The 18,683-nt window shown below is 62.5% G+C and carries 17 protein-coding genes; 9 read left to right on the top strand and 8 right to left on the bottom strand.

Annotation, left to right across the window (positions count from 1 at the left end; all coding sequences use genetic code 11):
- Positions 1 to 44: 44 nt before the first annotated feature.
- The 3 genes from gap (QKW60_RS05965) to gap (QKW60_RS05955) form a co-directional block, all read right to left on the bottom strand.
- On the bottom strand, positions 45 to 1,046 hold the full coding sequence (gap, locus tag QKW60_RS05965) for a type I glyceraldehyde-3-phosphate dehydrogenase (RefSeq protein ID WP_263738245.1): 1,002 nt from the start codon (positions 1,044 to 1,046) through the stop codon (positions 45 to 47).
- Positions 1,047 to 1,143: 97 nt separating this feature from the next.
- Entirely contained in the window at positions 1,144 to 1,287 is a 144-nt protein-coding gene (locus QKW60_RS05960; protein ID WP_282367228.1) for a hypothetical protein, read from the bottom strand.
- Positions 1,288 to 1,318: 31 nt separating this feature from the next.
- Positions 1,319 to 2,323 carry a type I glyceraldehyde-3-phosphate dehydrogenase gene (gene gap, locus QKW60_RS05955; protein ID WP_282367226.1) on the bottom strand — a complete coding sequence of 335 codons (1,005 nt, stop codon included), beginning with the start codon at positions 2,321 to 2,323 and terminating at the stop codon, positions 1,319 to 1,321.
- A 240-nt stretch (positions 2,324 to 2,563) separates the two neighbouring features.
- Here gap (QKW60_RS05955) and QKW60_RS05950 point away from each other — a divergent pair, with 240 nt between their 5' ends.
- Positions 2,564 to 3,526, top strand: coding sequence for a DUF808 domain-containing protein (locus QKW60_RS05950; protein WP_282367225.1), 963 nt, complete (start codon positions 2,564 to 2,566; stop codon positions 3,524 to 3,526).
- Positions 3,527 to 3,582: 56 nt separating this feature from the next.
- Here QKW60_RS05950 and tkt read toward each other — a convergent pair whose 3' ends face one another.
- Complete coding sequence (tkt, locus tag QKW60_RS05945; RefSeq protein WP_282367224.1) at positions 3,583 to 5,601, bottom strand: transketolase; 2,019 nt, start codon at positions 5,599 to 5,601, stop codon at positions 3,583 to 3,585.
- A 229-nt stretch (positions 5,602 to 5,830) separates the two neighbouring features.
- On the opposite strand from tkt, the gene QKW60_RS05940 reads away from it, so the two are divergent.
- Positions 5,831 to 6,313 carry a hypothetical protein gene (locus QKW60_RS05940; protein WP_282367223.1) on the top strand — a complete coding sequence of 161 codons (483 nt, stop codon included), beginning with the start codon at positions 5,831 to 5,833 and terminating at the stop codon, positions 6,311 to 6,313.
- Positions 6,313 to 6,696 (top strand): cell division protein ZapA, encoded by a 384-nt coding sequence (locus QKW60_RS05935; protein WP_282367221.1) that lies wholly within the window; start codon positions 6,313 to 6,315, stop codon positions 6,694 to 6,696. The genes QKW60_RS05940 and QKW60_RS05935 overlap by 1 nt, the downstream gene beginning before the upstream one ends.
- Positions 6,697 to 6,796: 100 nt before the next feature.
- On the opposite strand, the gene grxD is transcribed toward QKW60_RS05935, so the two are convergent.
- The 3 genes from grxD to purL all read right to left on the bottom strand — a co-directional run bounded on the left by grxD (position 6,797) and on the right by purL (position 9,702).
- A complete protein-coding gene (gene grxD, locus QKW60_RS05930; RefSeq protein ID WP_282367218.1) occupies positions 6,797 to 7,156 on the bottom strand; it encodes a Grx4 family monothiol glutaredoxin in 360 nt (119 codons plus the stop codon).
- A gap of 4 nt (positions 7,157 to 7,160) precedes the next feature.
- Positions 7,161 to 7,403, bottom strand: a complete 243-nt coding sequence (locus QKW60_RS05925; protein ID WP_263738235.1) for a BolA/IbaG family iron-sulfur metabolism protein — start codon at positions 7,401 to 7,403, stop codon at positions 7,161 to 7,163.
- 139 nt (positions 7,404 to 7,542) lie between these two features.
- The gene (purL, locus tag QKW60_RS05920) at positions 7,543 to 9,702 is read right to left on the bottom strand and encodes a phosphoribosylformylglycinamidine synthase subunit PurL (protein ID WP_282367215.1); all 2,160 of its coding nucleotides are present in this window, start codon (positions 9,700 to 9,702) and stop codon (positions 7,543 to 7,545) included.
- A gap of 156 nt (positions 9,703 to 9,858) precedes the next feature.
- On the opposite strand from purL, the gene QKW60_RS05915 reads away from it, so the two are divergent.
- The 3 genes from QKW60_RS05915 to QKW60_RS05905 are packed head-to-tail and all read left to right on the top strand — an operon-like array spanning position 9,859 to position 11,890.
- Positions 9,859 to 10,242, top strand: a complete 384-nt coding sequence (locus tag QKW60_RS05915; RefSeq protein ID WP_282367214.1) for an MAPEG family protein — start codon at positions 9,859 to 9,861, stop codon at positions 10,240 to 10,242.
- 58 nt (positions 10,243 to 10,300) lie between these two features.
- On the top strand, positions 10,301 to 10,651 hold the full coding sequence (locus QKW60_RS05910) for a YciI family protein (RefSeq protein WP_282367212.1): 351 nt from the start codon (positions 10,301 to 10,303) through the stop codon (positions 10,649 to 10,651).
- Complete coding sequence (locus QKW60_RS05905) at positions 10,652 to 11,890, top strand: RNA polymerase sigma factor (protein WP_282367210.1); 1,239 nt, start codon at positions 10,652 to 10,654, stop codon at positions 11,888 to 11,890.
- A 251-nt stretch (positions 11,891 to 12,141) separates the two neighbouring features.
- Here QKW60_RS05905 and QKW60_RS05900 read toward each other — a convergent pair whose 3' ends face one another.
- The gene (locus QKW60_RS05900; protein ID WP_263740409.1) at positions 12,142 to 13,047 is read right to left on the bottom strand and encodes a LysR family transcriptional regulator; all 906 of its coding nucleotides are present in this window, start codon (positions 13,045 to 13,047) and stop codon (positions 12,142 to 12,144) included.
- A 174-nt stretch (positions 13,048 to 13,221) separates the two neighbouring features.
- On the opposite strand from QKW60_RS05900, the gene QKW60_RS05895 reads away from it, so the two are divergent.
- The 3 genes from QKW60_RS05895 (at position 13,222) to argC (ending at position 18,676) form a co-directional block, all read left to right on the top strand.
- Positions 13,222 to 16,635: an indolepyruvate ferredoxin oxidoreductase family protein gene (locus tag QKW60_RS05895; RefSeq protein WP_282367206.1), complete on the top strand. Its 3,414-nt coding sequence runs from the start codon at positions 13,222 to 13,224 to the stop codon at positions 16,633 to 16,635.
- Between the two features lie 146 nt (positions 16,636 to 16,781).
- Positions 16,782 to 17,594 carry a glutamate racemase gene (locus QKW60_RS05890; protein WP_282367771.1) on the top strand — a complete coding sequence of 271 codons (813 nt, stop codon included), beginning with the start codon at positions 16,782 to 16,784 and terminating at the stop codon, positions 17,592 to 17,594.
- Between the two features lie 53 nt (positions 17,595 to 17,647).
- Positions 17,648 to 18,676, top strand: coding sequence for an N-acetyl-gamma-glutamyl-phosphate reductase (argC, locus tag QKW60_RS05885; RefSeq protein ID WP_282367205.1), 1,029 nt, complete (start codon positions 17,648 to 17,650; stop codon positions 18,674 to 18,676).
- Positions 18,677 to 18,683: the final 7 nt, after the last annotated feature.

Genomic DNA, 18,683 nt, shown 5'->3' with positions numbered 1-18,683 from the left:
GGGAGGGGGCGACCCCTCCCTTTTTCGTTGCCCGGTGTGACCGGTCAGATCAGCTTGCCCATCGCTACGGCCGTGTCCGACATCCGGTTGGAGAACCCCCATTCATTGTCGTACCAGCTGAGGATCCGGCACATCCGGCCCTCCATCACCTTGGTCTGATCCATGTGGAACACCGAGGAATGCGGGTCGTGGTTGAAATCGGACGAAACATTGGGGTGTTCCGTATAGCCGAGGATGCCCTTCAGCTTGCCGTCGGCGGCCGCCTTGATCGCGGCATTGATCTCCTCGACGCTGGTATCGCGGGCCGCTTCGAAGACGAGATCGACGACCGAGACATTGGGCGTCGGCACCCGGATGGCCACACCGTCGAGCTTGCCGTTGAGTTCCGGCAGAACCAGCCCCACCGCCTTTGCCGCGCCCGTTGAGGTCGGGATCATCGACAGGGCCGCAGCCCGCGCGCGGTACATGTCCTTATGCATCGTATCAAGCGTCGGCTGGTCGCCGGTATAGGAATGGATCGTCGTCATGAAGCCCTTGGAGATACCGATCGCATCATTCAGAACCTTGGCCACCGGCGACAGGCAGTTCGTCGTGCAGGAGGCGTTCGAGACAACGATATCGTTCTTCGTCAGCGAGGTGTGGTTCACACCGTAAACGATAGTCTTGTCGGCATCCTTGCCGGGGGCTGAGATCAGAACACGGGACGAGCCGTTTTCCAGATGTGCCTGGCAGGCCTCCTTCGAGGTGAAGATACCGGTGCATTCCAATACGACATCGACATCGGCCCAGGGCAGGTCGGCTGGATTGCGCAAAGCCGTCACCGCGATCGGGCCGCGACCGACATCAATCGTGGTTTCGGTCGTTTTTACCTCGGCCGGGAACCGGCCATGGACACTATCGAAGCGCAAGAGGTGGGCATTGGTCTCCACCGGACCCAGATCGTTGATCGCGATGACCTCGATATCCTTGCGGCCGGATTCGATGATCGCCCGGAGAACGTTCCGCCCGATGCGTCCGAAGCCGTTGATGGCTACCTTCACCGTCATGTCTCTTTCCTCCAAAGCTCATCCCGCCTGGCCCGGCGGCACATGTTTGCGCTAACATCGTCAATAAAAGCAAAAGGTCAACCGCAGAGTAGCGGTCTCACCGCCAGAAGGCGAGAAATTCGATGAATGCGATGAATTTGCGCCCGAGGAACACGGGCGCGCCGAGGTCAAGCCATAGATAGTCGACCACGAAGAACGCCACGATCAGCGCCAGAAGGACAAAGGCGATCCTGTTGGTCATGGGCGGGGGCGCTAAGGCCCCCCGGGGCTCCTTATTGCAGGAGCCGCCCCATCGCACCGGCCACGTCGGCCATCCGGCAGGAGAAGCCCCATTCATTGTCGTACCAGGCGAGAACCCGGACGGTGCGCCCGCCCACGACCTTGGTCTGGTCCGGCGCGAAGATAGACGAATAGGGGGTGTGGTTGAAGTCGATCGAGACCTTGGGCTCCGGATCATAGGAAAGGACCATGCCCATATAACCTGCCGCGGCTTCCCTTACGATTTCGTTCACGTCCGCCACGGTCACGTCCTTGCCCGCCTGGAAGGTCAGGTCGACGGCGGAAACGTTCGGCGTCGGCACGCGGATCGCGGTGCCGTCGAGCTTGCCCGAAAGCTCCGGCAGCACTTCGCCAAGCGCCTTGGCGGCCCCGGTCGAGGTCGGGATCATCGCCATCGCGGCGGCACGGGCGCGGTAAAGGTCGTTGTGGCGCCGGTCGAGCGTCGGCTGGTCGCCGGTATAGCTGTGGATCGTCGTCATGATGCCCGACTCGATACCGATGGCGTCGTTAAGCACCTTGGCGAGCGGCGCGAGGCAGTTCGTCGTGCAGGACCCGTTCGAGACGACAAGGTGGTCGGCCTTCAACTCGCGGTGGTTCACGCCGTAGACGACGGTCTTGTCAGCGCGTTTGGCGGGCGCCGACACCAGCACCCGCTTCGCGCCGCGCGTCAGGTGTACGGCGGCCTTGTCACGGTCGTTGAATTTGCCGGTGCATTCGAGGACGACATCGACGCCGTCCCAGTCCAGCTCATCGGGGTTATAGGTCGACATCACCTCGATCGGCCAGCGGCCAAGGTCGAGCGTATTGCCCGCGACCTTTACCGGACCCGAGAAGCGGCCATGGACCGAATCGTATTTCAGCAAATGCGCGTTGGTCTCGATCGGGCCGGTGGCGTTGATCTTGACGACCTGCACGTCATTGCGCGCCGCTTCCGCGATATGGGCCAGCGTGCAGCGCCCGATGCGCCCGAAGCCGTTGATGCCGATCGTGACCGTCATATGCGTCTCCTGTCCGATGATGCGGCGGTCCTGCGTCCCGCGCCTTCCGCCCCGAATATCAAAATCAGACTGCCTATAAAACACATTAATTCAATATGTTAGCGGAAACAGGCTGGTGTTAGCGAAAACAGGCGGCACAATTGGGCAGGGGCGACACAACTATGTGCGAATCCGGCATCGCCTTGCCACAGGCCACCGATCCGCTAGGTTGCAGGCAGGTTTCATCTGAGCGGGACGGGTATGAGCGGTTTACTTGCACTTCTGGACGACGTGGCGGCCATCGCCAAGGTCGCGGCGGCGAGCGTTGACGACGTCGCAGGCATGGCGGCCAAGGCGGGTTCGAAGGCGGCGGGCGTCGTCATCGACGACGCCGCGGTGACGCCGAAATATGTCCATGGGTTCGAGGCAAAGCGCGAACTGCCGATCATCTGGAAGATCACCAAGGGGTCGCTGTTCAACAAGCTCGTGATCCTTCTTCCCGCTGCGATGCTGATGAATTCCTTCGCCCCCTGGCTGATCACGCCGTTGCTGATGCTCGGCGGCGCCTATCTGTGTTTCGAGGGGGCGGAGAAGATCTTTCACAAGCTCTTTCCCCATGGCGATGCCGAGGTCGAGGCAGACATGGATGTCGGCGATCCGGTGCATCTGGAGGAAAAGCGGGTGAAAGGGGCGATCAAGACCGACTTCATCCTTTCGGCCGAGATCATGACCATCGCGCTTGCCGCAATCCCGGAAGGGGTGCTGTGGATGGAGGCGCTGACCCTCGCTGTCGTTGCGGTCGGGATCACCGTCGCTGTCTATGGTTCGGTCGCGCTCATCGTGAAGATGGACGATATCGGGCTCTATATGGCCGCCACGGCCCGGACCGGTTTTGGACGGTCAATCGGCTCGGGACTGGTGAAAGGCATGCCAAAGCTCATGGCGCTTCTCTCGACCATCGGCACGGCGGCGATGCTCTGGGTCGGCGGTTCGATCATCATCCACGGGCTTGACGTGCTGGGCTGGCCGGTTCTTTACGACGCAATCCATCATCTGGCAGAGGGGGTAGCTCACGCAGTGGGCGGTCCTGCCGAAGGATTCCTGCTTTGGCTGGTCACCGCAGCTATTGACGGTATTCTCGGCCTAGCCCTTGGTTTCCTGCTTATCCCACTTGTGACGCGCGTTATTGGCCCGCTGCTTGGCGGCAAGGGCGATGCGCACTGATCAGCAAAAAGGGAGCGCATGGCCCCCTTTTCTGAAGTCTGTCATGGATTTGACATTCAAAGCAGCGATTTGACCCGCTCTGCCACAGCCTCGGCCGTAATGCCGAATTCGGCGTAGAGCCGCTCGGCCGGGGCAGAGGCGCCGAAGCTGTCCATGCCCACGAAGGCCGACTTCGCTTCGCGGCCCCGCTCTCCCAGAAGGAAGCGGTCCCAGGGCTGGCGCACCGCTGCCTCGACGGCGACGCGGACCGGGCCTGCGGGCAGGATGCGCTTGCGGTAGGCTTCGTCCTGCTCGGCGAAAAGCTCCATGCAGGGCATGGAGACGACGCGGGTGCCGATGCCTTCGGCCTGAAGCAGGTCACGGGCCTTCAACGCGATTTCCACTTCTGAGCCGGTGGCCATCAGGATCGCCCGGCGCTTGCCTTCCGCCTCGCGCAGGACATAGCCACCCTGTGCCGTCAGGTTCTTGCCGGTGTGCTTGGTCCGCACGGTCGGCAGGTTTTGCCGTGACAGCGCCAGCACCGATGGTGTCTTCTCGGCGGTCAGCGCCAGTTCCCAGGCCTCGGCCGTCTCGATCAGGTCGGCGGGTCGGAAGGTCCAGGTATTGGGCGTCGCCCGGCAGATCGCCAGATGCTCGACCGGCTGGTGAGTCGGGCCGTCCTCGCCGAGGCCGATCGAGTCATGCGTCATCACATAGACCGAGGGCACGCCCATCAGCGCCGAAAGCCGCATCGCGCCACGGGCATAATCGGTGAAGCACAGGAACGTGCCGCCATAGGGGCGCACACCGCCGTGCAGCGCCATTCCGTTCATCGCCGCCGCCATTCCGTGCTCTCGGATACCGAAATGGACATAGCGGCCCTTGCGGTTGTCCGGGTTGAAGATGCCGAGATCGCCGGTCTTGGTGTTGTTGGAACCGGTGAGGTCGGCCGAGCCGCCGATGGTTTCCGGCATGACCGGGTTCACCACTTCCAGCACCATTTCGGACGCCTTACGGGTGGCCACCTTTGGTGCGAGGTCGGAGTTTTGCTTCTTCAACGCGCGGATCGTGGCCGCGAGCCGCTTCGGCGCCCCGCCGGACATCTGCCGTTCGAACTCAGCCTTGCGGGTGGCCGAAAGGCTGTTCAGGCGGCCGTCCCAATCTGCGCGTGCTGTCTGACCACGGGCGCCGATGGCGCGCCAGGCCTTCAGGATGTCGGCCGGGATCTCGAAAGCGCCGTGGGGCCAGCCATAGATCTCCTTGGTCACCTTGATTTCGTCGGGACCAAGCGGCGAGCCGTGGGCGCCTGCGGTGTCCTGCTTCTTCGGGCTGCCGAATCCGATATGGGTCTTGCAGTCGATCAGGACCGGGCGGTCAGAGCCCTTGGCCGCGCCCATCGCACGGTCAATATCCACCGGGTCATGGCCGTCGCAGGACAGAACCTTCCAACCGGCGGCGGCAAAGCGCGCGCGCTGATCGGTCACGTCCGACATGCTGATCTTGCCGTCGATGGAAATGTCGTTGTTGTCCCAAAGGACGATCAGCTTCGACAGTTTCTGCATACCGGCAAGGCCGATCGCCTCGTGGCTGATGCCTTCCATCAGGCAGCCGTCGCCTGCGATGACCCAGGTGTAGTGGTCGACCACCTTCTTGCCGAAGCGCGCGCGGAGGCTTTCCTCAGCCATGGCGAAGCCAACGGCATTGGAGATGCCCTGGCCGAGCGGGCCGGTCGTCGTCTCCACGCCGGCGACATGGCCGTATTCCGGATGCCCCGCCGTGATCGCGCCCCATTGACGGAAGTTCTTCACCTGATCGAGCGTCATATCCTCGTACCCGGTGAGGTAAAGAAGTGCGTAGATCAGCATCGAGCCGTGACCGGCCGACAGAATGAAGCGGTCGCGGTCGGCCCAGCGGGGGGCCGAGGCGTCGAACTTCAGATGCTTTTCAAAGAGCACGGTTGCCACATCCGCCATGCCCATCGGCATGCCGGGATGGCCCGAATTGGCGGCCTGAACCGCATCCATCGCCAGAGCGCGTATAGCGCAGGCTTTCATCCAGTGATCGGCATGGTCCTTGCGAAGGGTGGCGATATCCACGGGGCGCTGTCCTTTTTGAAGTGGCAGAGTTTGGCGGCTTGATAGCAGGCTGAAAGGCAAGATCAAGCGCAGCCCCTAACCGATTGGTCCGAAAGGGGGAGAAATCCCCGCGCGCTTTGGTCTAAACTCGGGGGATTGGGGCGCTGGCCGATTCGGTCGGGCTGTGGAGCGTTCGGCTCCGCCGGGTCCCGGGACGAATATTGTAGGTAGTAGGGTCGGGGGCGATCACATGAGTGACATGCAGGAACTTGCGCGGCGACTGTCCGCGGCACTGGAACGGATCGGCACAGGGCTTGAGACTGCGGCCGCTGACGGGTCGGCGGCATCGCCTTCAGAGGCCGGGACCGCTGCGCTGCAGGAGGCGCTCGACGCCGAGCGCACGACCAATGCGCAGCTCACCGAGCGGGTGCGGGCGATCAAGGACAAGCAGGAAACCATGGTCAGCGCGCTGGAGGAGAAGGTGGCGCGGCTGACGAAACAGCTCGATGCCTCCGGGGTCGAGCTGCAGCGCCAGAAGCGGCTTAACGCGGATCTGGCCGAGGCCAACCGTGCGCTGAGCGAGGCGGCGACGAAAGGTGTGGCCGAACCGGATCTGATCAACCGCTCCATGCAGACCGAACTGGAGGCGCTCCGCGCCGCGCGGGCGGCGGAGATGGCGGAGATGGAAGAGATCCTGTCTGAACTGAAACCCCTGATCGGCGAGGTGGCCTGATGCCGGAGATGACGATCACCATCGGAGGCCGCGATTTCGAGGTTGCCTGCCAGGAGGGCGAGGAGCATTTCCTGCGCTCGGCGGCGAAGCTTCTGGACAATGAGGCGGCCGTACTGATCGGCCAGATCGGCCGGATGCCCGAGGCGCGGATGCTTTTGATGGCGGGGCTGATGCTGGCCGACAAGGCGGCGGGTCTTGAAGATCAGCTGCGCGCGGCCGAGGAACGTGCCGTGGTCGCCGAACGCGTGGCCGCGAATGCGCGCGCCAATCCCGAACGGGTCGAGGTGCCGGTCATCCCCGAGATCGTCATCGACAGTTTCGCCGAGATCGCCGCCCGGGCCGAGGCGCTTGCCGACCGGATAGAAGAGCGGAAAGCGGGTTAGGGTTCGCGCCTTCGGGCGCGCCCACCCGCCCACCCTGCGCCCTCAGGCGCGAAAGGCCGCCCGGGGGCGGCCTTTTGGTTATTGTGGTTGGTGTAGTGCCTCAGGCGTTCGCAGCGCGGATCTGGTCGGCGGCGTCCTTGTTGAAGGCGATGCCCTTGTCGGCCAGAAGCTGGTCCAGTTCGCCCGAGAGCGTCATCTCGGTGACGATGTCGCAGCCGCCGACGAACTCGCCCTTCACGTAAAGCTGTGGGATGGTCGGCCAGTCGGAGTAGTCCTTGATCCCCTGGCGGATCTCGGCGTCTTCCAGCACGTTCACATCGGCATAGTCGATGCCCATGAAGTTCAGCACGCCCGCCACGCGGGAGGAGAACCCGCATTGCGGCATGGTCTTGGTGCCCTTCATATAGAGAACGACATCGTTTTTGCTGACGGTGTCGCGGATACGGTCCTGCGCGGTCATTTGGTTACTCCGGTGCCTTTGTGGTCAGTGCGAGCGCGTGCAGTTCGCCATGCGCCCCGTCCATCTTTCCCTTGAGCGCGGCATAGACCGCGCGCTGCTGCTGAACGCGGTTCTGGCCGCGGAAGCTTTCGTCGATGACCTCGGCGGCATAGTGGTTCCCGTCGCCCGCGAGATCGGTGATCGTGATCTTCGCATCCGGGAATGTCGCCCGTATCAGGTCTTCGATTTCCTGCGCTTCCATCGCCATGTGGCGTCCTTCCCCTTTGGTCTTGAGCTTGAATGTAGGCCCGTGGGACCGGGCCTGCAAGATCGCCGATGTCGTGCCGGTGGCGGGTGCGGGAGCCTCCGGCGGGAGTATTTCTAGACAGAAAGTGATGTCTGGTTTCTCAGGCAACAGCTTTGGCAAAGGCGGTGCGGTAAAGGTCCGAGAGGTCGCGGAGCGGTGCGGCGGCGGAGCCGAGGCTGACCGCCGTGCCGCCGAATAGCCCTGCGCGGGTGATGGCCACGCCTGCCTTGGCGGCCGCTTCCTCCAGCAGGGCGGCGTTGCCGGGCTTCACCGCCACGAGGTAACGCGCCTGATCCTCGCCGAAGAGCTGGCCGGTATCTTCGCTGTCGAGCGTCAGGCCAAGCCCGGCTGCCTCGGCCATCTCGAAGGTGGCGAGCGCGAGGCCCCCGTCGGAAAGGTCGGTCGCGGCGCTGACAAGCTTGCGGTTTGCCCGCAAGAATTCGCCGTTCTTGCGTTCGGCGGTCAGGTCAACAGGGGGCGCGTCACCCTCTTCGCGGCCGAAGGCCTCAGCGAGCAGGGCCGACTGGCCGAGATGGCCGTTCGTTTCACCGATCACCATGGCGATGTCGCCCGTCGCGGGAAGGCCCGCTATCAGGTCGTCGAGTGAGTTGAGAAGCCCCACCGCGCCGATCGTCGGGGTCGGCAGGATGCCCTTGCCGTCGGTTTCGTTGTAAAGCGAGACGTTGCCCGAGACGATCGGCATGTCCAGGGCCGCGCAGGCCTCTCCGATGCCTTTGATCGCGCCGACGAACTGGCCCATGATCTCGGGCTTTTCGGGATTGCCGAAATTGAGGTTGTCGGTCGAGGCGAGGGGGGTCGCGCCGACAGCGGTCAGGTTGCGATAGGCTTCGGCCACTGCCTGCTTGCCGCCCTCGATGGGGTTGGCCTTGACGTAGCGCGGCGTCACGTCCGAGGTGAAGGCGAGCGCCTTTTCCGTGCCGTGGACCCGCACGACGCCCGCGCCGAGGCCGGGCATGCGGACCGTGTCGGCCATGACCATCGTGTCATATTGCTCCCAGACCCAGGCCTTGTGGGCGTAGTTGGGCGAGCCGATGAGCGCCTTCAGCCCCTCGATCGGGTCGATCGCGACCGGGCCAGCCAGCGGTTTCGCGGCGGGTGTCGGTACCCAGGGGCGGTCGTATTCGGGGGCAGAGGAGGAGAGCTTCGATAGCGGCAGGTCGGCCTTGACCGTATTACCGTGCAGGATCAGGAAGCGGTCTTCGGGGATCGTCTCGCCGACGATAGCGAAATCGAGGTCCCATTTTTCAAAGATCGCCCGCGCCTCGGCCTCTTTTTCCGGCTTCAGCACCATGAGCATGCGTTCCTGGGATTCAGAGAGCATCATCTCATACGCGGTCATGTTGGTTTCGCGCTGCGGCACATGATCAAGCGTCAGCTTGATGCCCAGCCCGCCCTTGTCGCCCATCTCGACCGCCGAACAGGTGAGGCCAGCCGCGCCCATATCCTGAATGGAGATGACCGAACCCGAGGCCATGAGCTCAAGGCAGGCTTCCAGCAGGCGCTTTTCGGTGAAAGGGTCGCCAACCTGAACGGTGGGACGCTTTTCCTCGATCGTATCGTCGAACTCGGCCGAGGCCATGGTGGCGCCGCCAACGCCGTCGCGGCCGGTCTTGGCGCCGAGATAGACGACCGGCATACCAACGCCCGAGGCGGCGGAGTAGAAGATCTTGTCGGTATCGGCCAGGCCCGCGGCAAAGGCGTTCACGAGACAGTTGCCGTTATAGGCGGCGTGGAACCGCACCTCGCCACCGACATTCGGCACGCCGAAGCAGTTGCCGTAGGAGCCGACACCTTCGACCACGCCCTTCACCAGATGCGCGGTCTTTGGGTGAGAGGGCACGCCGAAAGACAGCGAATCCATCGCCGCGATGGGGCGCGCGCCCATGGTGAAAACGTCCCGCAGGATGCCGCCGACGCCGGTCGCGGCGCCCTGATGCGGCTCGATATAGGACGGGTGGTTGTGGCTCTCCATCTTGAAGATGACCGCTTGTCCATCGCCGATATCGACGACGCCCGCGTTTTCGCCGGGGCCGCAGATGACCTGGGGGCCCGAGGTCGGCAGGGTGCGCAGCCATTTCTTCGACGACTTGTAGGAACAATGTTCGTTCCACATCGCCGAGAAGATGCCAAGTTCCGTGAATGTCGGCTCACGGCCGATGATCTGAAGAATGCGGTCGTATTCGTCAGGCTTCAGCCCATGCGCGGCGATCAGGTCGGTGGTGATCTCAGGTTCGTGCATGCTGTCCCCCGGGGATATCGCGATTGGCCCGCCTTTTAGGGGGGAAGGGAGTGAGAGGAAAGGCCCCGGCAGCCGCGCGCGAAAAAAAGTCGTCCGCAATGTCGAAATCGGCGAATGCCATTCGTCCTTGGTCTGTCAAGACTGAGGAGAACAGAAATGACATTTGAGGTGACTGGGCTTTACGCCGCAATTCTGGGGCTGATGATGATCGTGCTTCAGATCCTCGCCATTGCCGCGCGGGCGAAAAACGAAACTCTCTTCGGTGATGCGGGAGAGATGCGGATGATCCTGCCGATCCGGCGTCATGGCAATTTCATCGAGACAGTTCCGATGGCACTGATCGTCATGGCGTTGGCCGAGGCGCAGGGACTGTCCGTGTCCTGGCTGCACGGTGCCGGCGTCCTGCTGGTCGCATCACGTCTGATCCATCCATTCGGACTGGCCGAAACAAAAAAAGCCCTGCCGGTCCGCATTGCCGGGATCGTCGGCACATGGATTGCGACGCTGATCCCGATTGCTGCGCTTTTCAGTCTGATGTGACCCTTGCCGGATGCGTGTTTGCGTCCGACACTCAACCCAACCTACGGGAGATACTGACATGCAGTATATTGCATTAATCTACGGTGATCCGGATCTGACGCCGAAACATGGCACACCGGAGGCGGAGGAAATGATGAAGGGATATTTCATGGCAAACGAGGTCTACAAACGTGATGGAGTCTTCATTGCCGGAGAGCCCCTTCAGGGCGTTGAAACTGCGACAAGCCTGCGCATCAGAAGTGGCAAGACCGAGACGATGGACGGCCCCTTTGCTGAAACCAAGGAACGGCTGGGTGGCTTCTATATCTTCGATTGCGACGATCTGGATGCGGCGCTGAGATACGCCGCTCTGATCCCCGGCGCGAAATACGGCACGGTCGAGGTGCGCCCGATCCTGCAGCTTGGCTGAATGGAGGCCGCCCCCGGCATCACGGCAGCCATCGATAGTGTGGCGCGCGAGGACCGGGGGCGGCTTCTGGCGGCACTGATGGCCGCCTTGCAAGACTTTCAGCTTGCCGAGGATGCGTTGCAAGATGCTCTTGAGGCGGCACTGGTTCATTGGCCGAGGGGGATACCCACCGATCCCCGGGCCTGGCTGTTGCGCGTGGCTCGGCGAAAGGCCATTGACCGAATTCGCAAAGCAGGCCGATGGCGCGACCGGGCGGAGGATCTGGCGGCCCTGGCCGCGGCGGATCAGGTCGCCGCATCGGAACCGCCGCCTGAAATTCCAGACGAACGATTGCGTCTTATCTTTACCTGCTGCCACCCGGCACTGGAGCCCAAAAGCCGGGTCGCTCTGACCCTGAGGATGCTTGGCGGGCTGACAACGGGCGAAATCGCGGCGGCGTTTCTGGACCGGGAAGAGACGATGGGGCAGCGGCTCTCCCGAGCCAAGAGAAAAATCGCGAAGGCCGGTATCCCCTTCGTTGTACCGGCGCCGGAGGATTGGAGCCAGCGGCTGAATTCCGTCCTGACTGTTATCTATCTGATCTTCAACGAAGGGTACCGGGCGTCATCGGGTGGTAAGCTGGTGCGGGTCGATCTGTGCGACGAGGCGATATGGCTGGCCCGGATGCTCGATGGTCTGGTGCCGGATGATGCTGAGGTGGAAGGACTTTTGTCGTTGATGCTGACGACACATGCGCGTCGATCCGCACGGCTGGATGATGCGGGGGCGATGGTGGCGCTCGATGATCAGGATCGGGGACTTTGGGATCGGGGCATGCTTGCGGAGGGGTTGGAATTGCTGGACCGGGCGCTGGCGCGGCGGGCGCCCGGGCCCTTTCAGATCAAGGCCGCGATTTCCGCCCTGCATGGTCAGGCAGATAGCCCGGAGACGACGGACTGGCGACAATTGGTGCTGCTTTACGACGCGCTGCTGGCTCACGAAGCGACGGCAGTCGTGCGATTGAACCGCGCGGTGGCATTGGCCGAGGCTGGCGGTCTGGCGGCGTGTCTGCGTGCCCTAGATGCGATTCGGGTCGAGCTGGAGGACTACCAGCCCTATCATGCCGCACGGGCCGATCTACTGGCGCGGTCGGGGCAGTGGGCGGCTGCGCAGGATGCCTACAGAATGGCCATCGCCCTGTCACGATCCGGGCAGGAGCGCCGGTTTCTTCAGCGGCGTATGAACGGGTTGTCCAAATGACGGTCTGCTTGGGTGGTTGTCTTCACTTGCCGGTGGACAGCCACTGGGCGTCATGCCATGACTGCTCGCGAAACAAAAAAAAGGCCGAGACAAGCTCGGCCCAAGTCCAACAGGGAGGTAGAAGTCAGCGAGAGTTTCCTCAACCGCTGGCTTCTATTCCCATCTAGGTTCTGGGTTTCGCCGGATCAAGGAAAAACGCATCTGAATCGCGTCATGGCCGGTATGCGTTGCGCACATGCCTCACTGCAATTTCAGGTTGTCTGCTCGTCGCGGCGGCTTTTGCGGTAAAGAATGATCTCTTCCATCACGAAGTCACGGAAGGCTGCGACGCGCTTGGATTGTCTGAGTTCCTCGGGATAGGCGAGGAAAACCGGCACCTCGCCCGACTCCACGTCCGGCAGGACACGGACGAGGTTCGGGAAGTCATCTGTAAGGTAGTCCGGCAACACGCCGATGCCGAGATGCGACAGGACCGATTGCAGCACGCCGTAATAGCTGTTCACGGTCAGCGTCGAACGGATGTCATGGGCCAGAAGGGTCTGAACCAGTGTTGCCCCGGCCCCGACCTGCGGGGCAGTCAGGCTCTGACTGATCAGCCGGTGCCTGCCGAGGTCTTCGAGTGATTCCGGGGTTCCGGCCTGTTCGAGATATTCTGCCGTAGCGTAGAGCCGCATCCGGATGTTCATCAGCCTTCGGCGGATCAGGTCGGCCTGACTGGGTTCTTTCATGCGGATCGCGACATCGGCCTCACGCATCGGGAGGTCAAGTACACGTTCCTCCAGCATCATCTCGATTTTCAGATCGGGATACTTGTCGTAAAGCTTGCCGAGACGCGGCGCGAGCCAGAGCGTCCCGAAAGCAGTGGTTGTCGTGACCTTGAGTTCGCCAAATACCTCATCCTCGCTGTCGCGGATGCGGGCGGCAGCAGTTTCCAGCCGCTTGTTCATCGCCGACGTCGCGTCGAACAGCAATTCGCCCTGTTCGGTGAGAATCAGTCCCCGTGCATGGCGGTGAAACAGGGTGGTATGCAGGCTCTCTTCCAGCGCGCGAATCTGGCGGCTGACGGCGGATTGCGACAGGTTCAGGCTCTCGCCCGCATGCGTAAGACTTCCCGCATCGGCGACCGCGTGGAAGATTCTGAGCTTGTCCCAGTCCATCCTGGTGCTTTCTGTCGTTTTGCGTCCCGGCTTTATGGCGGAATTACTTAAGCCGGGAAAGTAAAACTGCAATGTAACTGGAACAAAACTGTCCGGATGGTCAGAAAAAAAGGCGCTTTGTAGGTCAGAAGTTTTGACCTATAATGGTGCTGCTCTGCTAGCGGGGAGGGCCAGATGAGCAAGCCGCAGATCAGCCTCAATGATCGCTACGACCTGACCAAATCACCTGTGCTTTTGAACGGCACACAGGCGCTTGTGCGCTTGATGCTGATGCAGAAGGAACGCGACCGAAAGGCGGGGCTGAATACCGCCGGTTACGTCTCGGGCTATCGCGGCTCTCCGCTTGGCGGCGTCGATCTGAATATGGCGCGGGCGAAGAAGCTTCTCGATGCCAACGATATCCGGTTCGAGCCGGGCTTGAATGAGGACCTCGCCGCCACCGCGCTCTGGGGTACCCAGCAGGCCGAGATGTATGGCGAGGGGCGCTATGACGGTGTCTTCGGCCTCTGGTACGGCAAGGGGCCGGGTGTGGACCGCACTGGCGACGTGATGCGGCATGCCAACCTTGCGGGGTCGTCGAAACATGGCGGCGTGCTGATGGCGATGGGTGACGACCATACTGGCGAAAGCTCCCTGACGCTGCACCAATCCGACTGGGCGCTAGTCGATGTCTATATGCCGGTCGTCAGCCCGGCCGGCGTGCAGGAAGTGCTGGATTACGGCATCTATGGCTGGGCCCTGTCGCGCTTTGCGGGCGTCTGGGTTGGGTTGAAGACGATGAAGGACACGGCCGAGGCGACAGCGGTCGTCGACGGCGATCCGTTCCGGATGTCCTTTGTGATGCCCGAGTTCCAGATGCCGAAGGGCGGACTAAACATTCAGCTAGGCGATACACCGGTCCTCCAGGAAACCCGGATGATCGTCTACAAGCGCCACGCGGCGGAGTCCTTTGCGCGCGCGAACAAGATTGACAAGCGCGGCTGGGGCAAGCCCGGCGCGAAAATCGGTTTCGTGTCGGCCGGCAAGAACTGGCTCGACCTCATGCATGCGTTCGAAATGCTTGGCATCGATGCGGCAGAGGCCGAGCGGCTGGGTATTACCACCTACAAGGTGGGTCAGACCTTCCCGCTCGACATGCTCAGTTTCCACGACTGGGCCGAGGGGCTCGACCTGATCATCGTGGTCGAGGAAAAGCGCAAGCTGATGGAAGTCCAGATCAAGGAGGCGATCTTTGACGACCGTCAGGGGCGACGGGTCTATGGCTGGTACAAGGGTGGCGCGGGCGGCATGCACCGCGAGGAACTGTTCCCGGTCCGCTATGCTCTGGACCCGGCGATGATCGCCGAAAAGATCGGCGATATCCTGATCGAGGAAGGGCGCGCGACCGACGAAATGCGCGCCTGCCTCAGCGAGGTGCGCGAGGCGCGGCGTGCCGATAACGTGCCGGAACTGGCACAGCGGACGCCCTATTTCTGCTCGGGCTGCCCGCACAATACGTCAACGAAGGTTCCGGACGGTTCGGTTGCCTATTCCGGAATCGGCTGCCATTTCATGACCGTCTGGATGGACCGCGATACCCGCTGGGCGACGCAGATGGGCGGTGAGGGCGTGAACTGGGTCGGGCAGGCGCCGTTTTCCAAACGCGACCATGTGTTCCAGAACCTCGGCGACGGCACCTATAACCATTCCGGTATGCTGGCGATCCGCGCGGCTTTGGCGGCGGAGACGAACATCACCTACAAGATCCTCTTCAACGATGCCGTCGCGATGACCGGCGGCCAGCCGAACGAAGGCGGTCTGACCGCGCCGCAGATCGCGCGTGAGGTCATGGCGATGGGCGTGAAGAACGTGGCCCTTGTGTATGACGAGAAGGAAGAGGTGGACCTCTCGCAGTTCCCGGCCGAGATCGAGAAGCATGAACGTCACGATCTGCCGGAAGTTCAGAAGAGGTACAAAGATATCAAGGGCGTATCGGTCATTCTTTATGTCCAGACCTGTGCCGCCGAAAAGCGCCGCCGCCGCAAGCGCGGGTCGTTCCCCGACCCGGATCGCCGCGTTTTTATTAACACCGATATTTGCGAGGGCTGCGGCGATTGCGGCATCCAGTCCAACTGCGTCTCCATCGTGCCGGTGGAGACCGAATTTGGCCGCAAGCGCGCGATCGACCAGTCGTCGTGTAACAAGGATTTCTCCTGCCTCGACGGATTCTGCCCTTCTTTCGTGACGCTGAAAGGGGCCGAGGTGAAGAAGGCGGCAGCGGCCGAGTTCACGCTGCCGAAACTGCCCGAACCGAAGCTGCCCCCGATCAAGGGCACCTATAACGTGCTGATCACTGGCGTGGGCGGCACCGGTGTTGTGACCACCGGCGCGGTTCTGGCACAGGCGGCGCATCTCGACGGCAAGGGTGCCGGGATGATGGAGATGGCTGGCCTTGCCCAGAAGGGTGGTGCCGTCAATATCCATCTGCGGCTGGCGGAGAAGCCCGAAGATATCAACGCTATCCGGGTCGCGACTGGAGAGGCCGATTGCGTGATCGGCGGCGATCTGGTCGTCAGCGGCGGGGCGAAGACGCTGGGCCTGATGAAAACGGGCCGTACCGGGGCTGTGGTGAACGCGCATGAGATCATGACCGGCGCCTTCACCCGCAACCGGGATTTTCATTTACCGGTGGAGGGGTTGCGGCTGTCGCTTGAAGCGCGGCTGAAGGATCGGGTGCAGTTCCTCGACGCCTCCGAACTGGCGCGAAAGCTTCTGGGCGACTCGATCTATTCCAACATGCTGCTTCTGGGCGCGGCGTGGCAGCGGGGGCTCCTGCCTCTGTCGGCCGATGCGATCCGGCAGGCGGTTGAGTTGAATGGTGCTGCCGTTCAGGGCAACCTGCGCGCTTTCGAGATTGGCCGCTGGGCCGTGCTGTATCCGGCCGACGTGGCCGACCAGCTCGCGGAACCAGCGACCAAGCATATGACGCTGGAGGAAAAAATTGCCTTCCGTGTGACGCATCTGACAGCGTATCAGAATCAGGCCTATGCCGCGCGCTACCGCAAGCTGGTGGATGCCGCGCCGGCCGATATGCGTCAAGCTGTGGCGATGGGCTATCACAAGCTTCTGGCCTACAAGGACGAATACGAAGTCGCGCGTTTGCATCTGGAAACCGCCGAGAAGGCGAAAGCGGAGTTTGGTGGCGAATTCCGGATGAGCTTCCACCTCGCGCCGCCCTTCATCGCGCAGCAAGGGCCCGACGGTCGGCCCGTGAAGAAGGAATATGGCGCGTGGATGCTGCCGGTCTTTCGGTTGCTCGCGAAGATGAAGCGCCTGCGGGGGACATCGCTAGACTTCTTCGGCAGGTCTTCCGAACGCAAGATGGAACGCGAGTTGATCGCGCAATACGAGGCCGATATGGCCGAGGTTCTTCGCAAGGTCCGGCCGGAAACGCTCGAAGCGGCCGTGGCGCTGGCCGAACTGCCGCTCTCCATCCGCGGTTTTGGTCCGGTGAAGGAAGCGGCGGAACGTGCGGCTGCGAAACGGCGTGAGGAGCTTCTGGCCACGATCCGGGCAGGTGGGGCGCCCATGAAGGCGGCAGCCGAATAGGGCGCAAAAATCTTCGAAGATTTTTGCCAAGAAAATTCAAATTGTCTAGGCCCTGTGGGTGGGTGGGACGGCTTCTGGAAAAGCCGTGGATTTCCGTCGTCTCGGCGCGTAAGACGGACATGCATTTCACAGGGCAGGGCAGGCATATGGCGGTCGGCGTTTTCGATTCGGGTCTTGGTGGTCTTACGGTCTATGACGCCGTGGCAAAGGCCCTTCCGGATGTGCCCTTCGTCTATCTCGGCGACAACGCCCATGCGCCCTACGGTGTGCGTGACGCCGATGATATCTATGCCCTGACCTGCGCGGGGGTCGAACGGCTTTGGGACGAAGGCTGCGATCTTGTCATCCTTGCCTGCAACACCGCCTCAGCCGCCGCCCTTCGCCGGATGCAGGAAAAGTGGGTCCCGGAAAACAAGCGCGTTCTCGGCGTCTTTGTCCCGCTGATCGAGGCGCTGACCGAACGGCAATGGGGCGACAACTCTCCTCCGCGCGAGGTTGCGGTCAAGCATGTGGCGCTCTTCGCAACGCCCGCCACCGTCGCCTCGCGCGCCTTCCAGCGCGAACTGGCCTTCCGCGCCATCGGTGTCGATGTCGAAACACAGCCCTGCGGCGGCGTCGTCGATGCCATCGAGGAGGGGGACGAGATCCTTGCCGAAGCGCTGGTACGGTCCCATGTCGAGGCGCTGAAGCGGCGAATGCCGAAGCCCGAAGCAGCGGTTCTGGGCTGCACCCACTACCCGTTGATGGAGAAGACGTTTCAGGAGGCACTAGGCCCTGATGTCACGGTCTATTCGCAGGCGACCCTCGTGGCCGAAAGCCTGAAGGACTATCTGCACCGCCGCCCGGAGTTCCTAGGAACGGGCAAAGAGGCAAAGTTCTTGACCACCGGCGACCCGGCGCGCGTCTCCAACAAAGCCACACAGTTTCTGCGACGAAAGATCGCTTTTCAGGCCGCCTGATTGCGGCTCTCGTCCGACTGCCTTACATATTCCCGAAATCCCGTGGAGGTCCAATGACCCACAAAATCGCCATTCTGGGCGCGTCCGGCTATACCGGTGCGGAGCTTGTCCGCATCATCGCCACCCACCCCGCGATGGAGATTGCGGCTCTGTCCGCCGACCGTAAGGCCGGGCAGGAGATGGCGAGCGTCTATCCGCAATTGCGGCATCTCGACCTGCCGACACTTTCAACGATTGAAGAGATCGACTTCTCAGAGATCGACCTTTGTTTCGCCGCTCTGCCGCATGGTCTGTCACAGGCTCTGGTGCGCGACTTGCCGAAATCGGTGAAAGTTGTCGACCTCGGGGCCGATTTCAGGCTGCGCGATCCGGCGGCCTATGAAAAATGGTACGGTGCGCCGCATGTGGCCACCGGGTTGCAGAAAGAAGCGGTTTATGGCCTGACCGAGTTCTACCGTGACGACATCCGCACTGCGCGGCTGGTGGCCGGGACCGGCTGCAACGCCGCGACGGTGCAATTCGCGCTTCGGCCCCTGATCGAAGGCGGGCTGATCGACCTTGATGACATCATCTGCGACCTGAAGAACGGCATCTCCGGTGCGGGTCGCAGCCTGAAGGAGAACATGCTCTTTACCGAGCGGCAGACCGATGTGCTTGGCTATAGTCAAGGCGGCAAGCACCGGCATCTGGGAGAATTCGACCAGGAATTCAGCGCCCTTGCGGGCCGTAAGGTCGAGATCATGTTTACCCCCCATCTCGTGCCGATGTCACGCGGCATCCTTGCCTCGTGCTACGTCAAGGGTGATGCGCAGGCGATCCATGCCGCGTTGGCCGCGCGCTATGCCGATGAGCCGTTCCTGACCGTCCTGCCCTACGGCCAGGCCCCGGGGACAGGCGCGGTCGCGGGATCGAACTTCTGCCATATCGGCGTGATCGGCGACCGCAAGCCGGGCCGGGCGCTGGTCGTCGCGGCACTCGACAATCTCAACAAGGGCTCCTCGGGTCAGGCGGTGCAGAATGCCAACCTGATGCTGGGGCTCGACGAGACGGCGGGGCTGATGCTCGCGCCGGTTTTCCCGTGAGGATCAG

This window comes from Albidovulum aestuarii (genome assembly GCF_029961185.1).
In the GTDB taxonomy this organism is placed as follows: domain Bacteria; phylum Pseudomonadota; class Alphaproteobacteria; order Rhodobacterales; family Rhodobacteraceae; genus Albidovulum; species Albidovulum aestuarii.
This window is presented reverse-complemented; position numbering and strand designations above follow the sequence as displayed.

Coding starts and splice junctions, on each gene's coding strand:
- gap (WP_263738245.1), bottom strand. CDS start 1,046: ATGACGGTGAAGGTAGCCATCAACGGCTTCGGACGCATCGGGCGGAAC.
- QKW60_RS05960 (WP_282367228.1), bottom strand. CDS start 1,287: ATGACCAACAGGATCGCCTTTGTCCTTCTGGCGCTGATCGTGGCGTTC.
- gap (WP_282367226.1), bottom strand. CDS start 2,323: ATGACGGTCACGATCGGCATCAACGGCTTCGGGCGCATCGGGCGCTGC.
- QKW60_RS05950 (WP_282367225.1), top strand. CDS start 2,564: ATGAGCGGTTTACTTGCACTTCTGGACGACGTGGCGGCCATCGCCAAG.
- QKW60_RS05940 (WP_282367223.1), top strand. CDS start 5,831: ATGAGTGACATGCAGGAACTTGCGCGGCGACTGTCCGCGGCACTGGAA.
- QKW60_RS05935 (WP_282367221.1), top strand. CDS start 6,313: ATGCCGGAGATGACGATCACCATCGGAGGCCGCGATTTCGAGGTTGCC.
- grxD (WP_282367218.1), bottom strand. CDS start 7,156: ATGACCGCGCAGGACCGTATCCGCGACACCGTCAGCAAAAACGATGTC.
- QKW60_RS05925 (WP_263738235.1), bottom strand. CDS start 7,403: ATGGCGATGGAAGCGCAGGAAATCGAAGACCTGATACGGGCGACATTC.
- purL (WP_282367215.1), bottom strand. CDS start 9,702: ATGCACGAACCTGAGATCACCACCGACCTGATCGCCGCGCATGGGCTG.
- QKW60_RS05915 (WP_282367214.1), top strand. CDS start 9,859: ATGACATTTGAGGTGACTGGGCTTTACGCCGCAATTCTGGGGCTGATG.
- QKW60_RS05910 (WP_282367212.1), top strand. CDS start 10,301: ATGCAGTATATTGCATTAATCTACGGTGATCCGGATCTGACGCCGAAA.
- QKW60_RS05905 (WP_282367210.1), top strand. CDS start 10,652: ATGGAGGCCGCCCCCGGCATCACGGCAGCCATCGATAGTGTGGCGCGC.
- QKW60_RS05900 (WP_263740409.1), bottom strand. CDS start 13,047: ATGGACTGGGACAAGCTCAGAATCTTCCACGCGGTCGCCGATGCGGGA.
- QKW60_RS05895 (WP_282367206.1), top strand. CDS start 13,222: ATGAGCAAGCCGCAGATCAGCCTCAATGATCGCTACGACCTGACCAAA.
- QKW60_RS05890 (WP_282367771.1), top strand. CDS start 16,782: ATGGCGGTCGGCGTTTTCGATTCGGGTCTTGGTGGTCTTACGGTCTAT.
- argC (WP_282367205.1), top strand. CDS start 17,648: ATGACCCACAAAATCGCCATTCTGGGCGCGTCCGGCTATACCGGTGCG.